Annotated in this window: 6 protein-coding genes; all 6 read right to left on the bottom strand. The window is 67.9% G+C overall.

The window, feature by feature from the left end:
- The coding region (locus B4E30_RS02120) for a beta-galactosidase (protein WP_286793280.1) at window positions 1-272 on the bottom strand (272 nt) is incomplete at its 3' end.
- A gap of 32 nt (window positions 273-304) precedes the next feature.
- Entirely contained in the window at window positions 305-982 is a 678-nt protein-coding gene (locus B4E30_RS02115; protein ID WP_286793279.1) for a hypothetical protein, read from the bottom strand.
- A 4-nt stretch (window positions 983-986) separates the two neighbouring features.
- Complete coding sequence (locus B4E30_RS02110; protein WP_083336659.1) at window positions 987-1925, bottom strand: carbohydrate ABC transporter permease; 939 nt, start codon at window positions 1923-1925, stop codon at window positions 987-989.
- Window positions 1922-2860 carry a carbohydrate ABC transporter permease gene (locus B4E30_RS02105; RefSeq protein ID WP_414683179.1) on the bottom strand — a complete coding sequence of 313 codons (939 nt, stop codon included), beginning with the start codon at window positions 2858-2860 and terminating at the stop codon, window positions 1922-1924. The genes B4E30_RS02110 and B4E30_RS02105 overlap by 4 nt, the downstream gene beginning before the upstream one ends.
- A gap of 128 nt (window positions 2861-2988) precedes the next feature.
- A complete protein-coding gene (locus B4E30_RS02100; protein WP_286793277.1) occupies window positions 2989-4287 on the bottom strand; it encodes an ABC transporter substrate-binding protein in 1299 nt (432 codons plus the stop codon).
- Between the two features lie 221 nt (window positions 4288-4508).
- Window positions 4509-5348, bottom strand: an 840-nt coding sequence (locus B4E30_RS02095; RefSeq protein ID WP_286793276.1) for a hypothetical protein, incomplete at its 5' end; no start/stop codon positions are given.

Here is a 5348-nt window from a genome sequence, read left to right as displayed (position 1 = left end):
GCGGGCAGCGTCTCGGGGTAGTTCGCGCTCACCCACGGCGGCGGCGAGGCGGTCGCCGTGGCGAGGTTCACGGCGATGCCGCCGGCGTGCAGGGTGTCGATGACCCGGTCGAGCCAGGCGAAGTCCCACACGTCTTCGGCGGGCTGGATGCGCGACCAGGCGAAGATGCCGAGGCTCACGATGTTCACGCCCGCCTCGTTCATGCGACGCACGTCGTCTTCCCAGACCTCTTCGGGCCACTGGTCGGGGTTGTAGTCGGCGCCGTACAGCACGCATGACTCCTTCGAGGATGGGGGTGGATGCCTCAGCCGGCGTGGCGCCGCGGGCGCTCGGGAACGGCCACCACGGCCAGTGCGGCGCATCCGAGGGCGGGGATCACGAGGGGCACGAGCGCCCACGTGACGATGACGACGAACGCGACGGTCGCGGCCAGATAGAGCGCTCCCGGCACGTCGCGGCGCACGAGCGAGGGGACCGCACCGATCGCGCCGCGCCATCCCGTCTCCGGCGTCCACGCACCCGCGGCGGTGAGGACGGCGATCGCGAGGGCGACCAGCCCCGCCCACCCGACCACGGCGATGACCGGCCCGCCGGGCAGGGCCCCCGAGGCGGCGAGGTCGATGTCGAGCGCGAACAGGCCGGTGAGCACGACCCCGCCGAGGCCCAGGAGCGCGCCGCCGGCGAGTCCGCGGCGCACATCCGACCAGAACGCCGACAGGTGCGAGCCCTCGGCGCGCACGAACCGCCGCAAATGCCGGATGCCGGCGGCCAGCGCGACGGGCAGGGTGACGACCGGCACCGCCACCAGCGTGACGAGCAGACCCGTCATGAGCACCTCGCCGAGCAGGCCGAACTTCGCCGTGGCACCCGGGAAGCGGGCGGGAGCGCGCTCGTCGAGCGTCGGCCCGCTCCCGTCGCGGTCTCCGCGACGGGCGGCCCTCAGCTCGCGACGCTCCCGCGCCCGCTCCGACGATGTGGTCATGGCCTCAGCCCTTCAGGCCTTGGGTGGCGACGCCGTCGACGAGGAAGCGTTGGAAGACGATGAAGAAGATGAGGATGGGGACGAGGGCGAGGAAGGATGCGGTGACGGTGGCGCCGTAGTCGCTGGTGGAGGTTTGGTCGTTCCAGAGGCGCAGGGCGATGGGGAGGGGGTAGTTCTCGGGGCTGGTGAGGTAGATGAGGGGGCCGAGGAAGTCGTTCCAGGACCAGATGAAGGAGAAGATCGCGCAGGTGATGAGGGCGGGTTTGATCAGCGGGACGATGATGGCCCAGAAGATGCGGAGGTGTCCGGCGCCGTCGATGCGGGCGGCTTCGTCCATGTCGCGGGGCATCTGTCGCATGAACTGCACGAGCAGGAAGACGAAGAACGCTTCGGTGGCGAGGAATTTCGGCAGGACCAGCGGCCAGAAGGTGTCGATCATGTCGAGGGTGTTGAACAGCAGGTACTGGGGGATGATCACGACGTGGAAGGGCAGCAGCAGGGTGCCGATCATCGCGGCGAAGAGGATCCCGAGGCCTTTGAACTGCACGCGGGCGAAGGCGTAGGCGGCGAGGGCGGAGCTGAGGACGGTGCCGATGACGGCGAGGGTGGCCAGTACGAGGGAGTTCCAGAAGAACTTCCACATCGGGATGCCGGCGATGCCTTCCATGACGGTGAGGTAGTTGCCCACGGTGGGGTTCTCGGGGAGGATGCCGGGGTTCTGGCCGAACTCGGAGGTCGGTTTGAAGGTGGCGAACAGCAGCCATACCAGGGGGTAGAGCACGACCGCGGTGATGACGATGAGGACCGTGAACCAGATGATGGTCTGCCAGGTCTTCCGCTTGACCTTGCGGCGGCGGGGCGGGGTGCGGTCGGGGAGGTCTTCTTCGATGTCCTGCTGTTCGAGGACCTGGACGGCCGGTTCGCCGAAGCTCTGCGTGCTCATCGGTTGTCTCCCGAGTAGTGGACCCAGTTCTTCTGGGTGCGGAAAAGGATCACGGCGATGATGGCGACGACGACCAGCAGCACCCAGGCGATCGCGGCGGCGTAGCCGTACTGGCCGTCGGAGAAGCCGCGCTTGTAGAGGTAGAGGGTGATGAAGTTCGTCATGCCGGCGGGGCCGCCGGTGCCGTTGGAGATGATGTAGGCCGAGGCGAACACCTGGAACGCGCCGATGATGCCCAGCAGCAGGTTGAAGAAGATCACCGGGGAGAGCATCGGCATGGTGACCGCGCGGAAGCGGTGCCAGGGTCCGGCGCCATCCATCTCGGCGGCTTCGTAGAGCTCTTTCGGGATCTGCTTGAGACCGGCGAGGAAGATGACCATCGTCGCGCCGAACTGCCACACCGCGAGGATGATCATCGCCGGGAGCACCAGTGAGGGGTTGCCGATCCAGGAGCCGAGGTTGATGCCGAAGAAGCTGAGGAAGTTGTCGACCGGGCCCTCGCCGGCGAACATCGCCCGCCACACGATCGCGACCGAGACCGACGCGCCGATCAGCGACGGGGCGTAGAACGCCGAGCGGAAGAACGCCGCCCCGCGGTCGCGGTAGTTCAGCAGCATCGCGACCGCGAGAGCGGCGGCGAGCATGATCGGGGTTCCCACCAGCACGTACACGAGGGTGATCTGTGCGGACTGGATGAACTGCGGGTCGTTGGTGAACAGCCGGATGTAGTTGTCGAAACCGACCCACCGGGGCGGCTGGAAGATGCTGTACCGGGTGAAGGAGAGGTACAGCGAGTAGACCATCGGGATGATCGTGAGCCCGAAGAACCCGATCAGCCACGACAGCAGGAACCCGTACCCGGCGAGGGTCTCCTTACGCTGACGACGCTTCTGACCCGGACGAGTCGCCTCGTTCTCAGCCCGCCGACGCTGCATCAGCGAACGCCGCGAACTCTTTCCCGTGACGATCACTCTCGTCGCTGTCGTACTCACTGCTCACTCCATCCAGAGAGGGGAAACGATGGGCGGGGGCCCGGCCGTGGCGGCCGGACCCCCGGCGTGTGTCACGCGTTGTTGCTGAGGACCACGTCCATCTCGGTGAAGAAGCGGTCGACCGCTTCGTCGACGGTGATGGTTCCGAAGCCGAGCTCCTGCCCGATCACACGGAACTCCTCCTCCAGGGTGCCGTAGCCGACGATCGGCACCGGCGGGGCGTCGCCCAGGCGGTCCTGGATCGAGACCTCGTAGTCGGCGATCTGCTGGCTCAGCGGGTCGAGCTCGGCGGCGGCGAGGGCCGTCTCCGAGGCGGGCAGGCCGCGGTTGGTGCCGAAGATCTCACCCGACTGGGGCGAGTTCACCAGGAAGTTCACCAGGGTCGCAGCGGCCTCGGGGTGCTCGGTGTTCGCGCCGATGGTGTGGAGCATCGAGGGCTTGAGGTAGAGGTCCTGCGCCCCCTCGACGGTGATCGGCGGGGCGATGAGCCCGAGCTCGGTGTAGTCCTCGCCCAGCTCGCCGAGGTAGCCGGCTCCGAAGTTGTCCCACGTCAGTTCGCTGGCCGTCTCGCCGGCGCCGAATCCGGAGGTGGGGAAGAGCTCCTCCAGGCGCTGCGACGAGATGACGGCGCCCGAGTCGATGAGCTCCTGGCCGTCCTCCCAGAACTGCGCGAGGCGCGCCTCGTCGAAGCCGGGCTCGCCGTCCTCGGTGAACAGGGCGCTTCCCTCGGCGCGCAGCTGGATCTCGAAGTTCTGGATGCGCCCGGCGTAGTCCGAGCCGCCGTAGACATCGCCGCCGCTGGCGTCGGTCACCTCGCCCATCCACGCGCTGTAGTCATCCCACGTGCCGCCGGCGAACTCGTCCACGCCGACCTGCTCGAGCAGCTGGGGGTTGGTGTACATGCCCCACGCGTTGGTCGACGTCGCGATGCCGTACGTGGTGCCGCCGACGACGCCGATGTCGAGGATGTTCTGCGGGATCGGGTCGGTCTCGATGATGCCGCCCAGGAACGGGTCGAGATCGAGCAGCAGGCCGTTCTCGGAGTACTGGCGGAGGTACGAGTAGTCGAACTGCATGACGTCGGGCAGGTTGCCGCCCGCGGCTTCGGTCTGACGACGCTCCCAGAAGGCGGGGAAGTCGAGGAACGAGGAGTTCACCGTGATGTTCGGGTACTCCTCCTCGAACGCCGCGATGGCCTCGTTGTAGAGCTCGGCGCGCACGTCGTTGCCCCAGAAGGCGAGGTCGAGCGTGACCTCCTCGTTCGGGTCCATCGTGTCGGCGGGCTCGGATCCTCCCGAGCAGCCGGCCAGGACGAGTCCCGCGCCGGTCGCCAGCGCGACGGCGGCCATGGTCCGCTTCTTGCTGAACATCCTTGTCCTCTCTTCGAACGCCTGTGTTCTCTCACCAAGACGCTCGTTGTCCGTTGATGCGGTGTCGGCACGTTCCCTTATTGCAGGTGGTGCGGGGATGGGAAAGCGCTTGCCTGTTACCGTAGGCCACGGAAAAACGTTTCGCAAGAGGGTCCGCGGAAAAACCTTTGAACGATTCATAACGGTCGGATCACGAACTCGGCCCGTCGCGTCTCGAAGGGTCAGCGCACGCAGACCAGCACGTCGTCGACGACGTGCAGCCGCGCACGCTGGACGGAACTGCGTCGATGCAGGTCGTCGGAGGCGTCGGCGATCTCGGATCCGTCCCACCACGGATGGGAGAAGAAGTAGATCCACGCCGCGTCCTCGCCGTCGACGACGACCATCGCGTGACGCCCGATCTGCAGGCCGGATTCGGGAGGACCGACCTCGTCGAGGAGGAGACCGTCCTGCCGCTCCCACGCGACCGCATCCGTCGACCGATGCACCGCGAGCCCCCGCCATTCGTCGGTGAGCATCCACCACCACCCGCCGAGGTCGATCACGAACGGCCCCTCGTGCGGACGGCCCTCGATAGCGGTTCCGCCGGCGGACCAGCCGGTCAGATCATCCGACACGGCCACCTTCGTGATCGAACCGGCCGCTTCGTCCTTGTACCAGAGCCGCCATCGGCCGTCGGGGCACCGTCTGACGGCGGCGTCGATCACGCGGTCGCTGTCGAGGGTGGCGGGGCCCACGCGACGCCAGGTGCGCAGGTCGTCGGAGGTGTACTCCACGATGTGGCGCGCGTGGCCCTCCCACCGATCGGGGACGCCCTCGATCTCGGTCAGGTACATCCGCCAGCGAGTGCCGTCGTGCATCACCTCGGGCGCCCAGTGCGTGCGATCGACCTCGAGCGGCGGCGGTCCGGGTGTGAGTGCGAGGGCGCTCCCGTCGCCGGGCGCGAGCGTTCCCTCGTATTCCCAGCGATCGCCGTCACCGCTTCGCGCGACGCCGATGCGGCTGCCGTGCACCCACGCGACCCCCGGGCCGGGTGCGGGATGCGTCGCACGGCGCTGCGT

Source organism: Microbacterium sp. UBA3394 (assembly GCF_002358725.1).
In the GTDB taxonomy this organism is placed as follows: domain Bacteria; phylum Actinomycetota; class Actinomycetes; order Actinomycetales; family Microbacteriaceae; genus Microbacterium; species Microbacterium luteum.
Note: the sequence above shows the minus strand (reverse complement) of the source record. Positions and strands in the feature narration are given on the sequence as shown.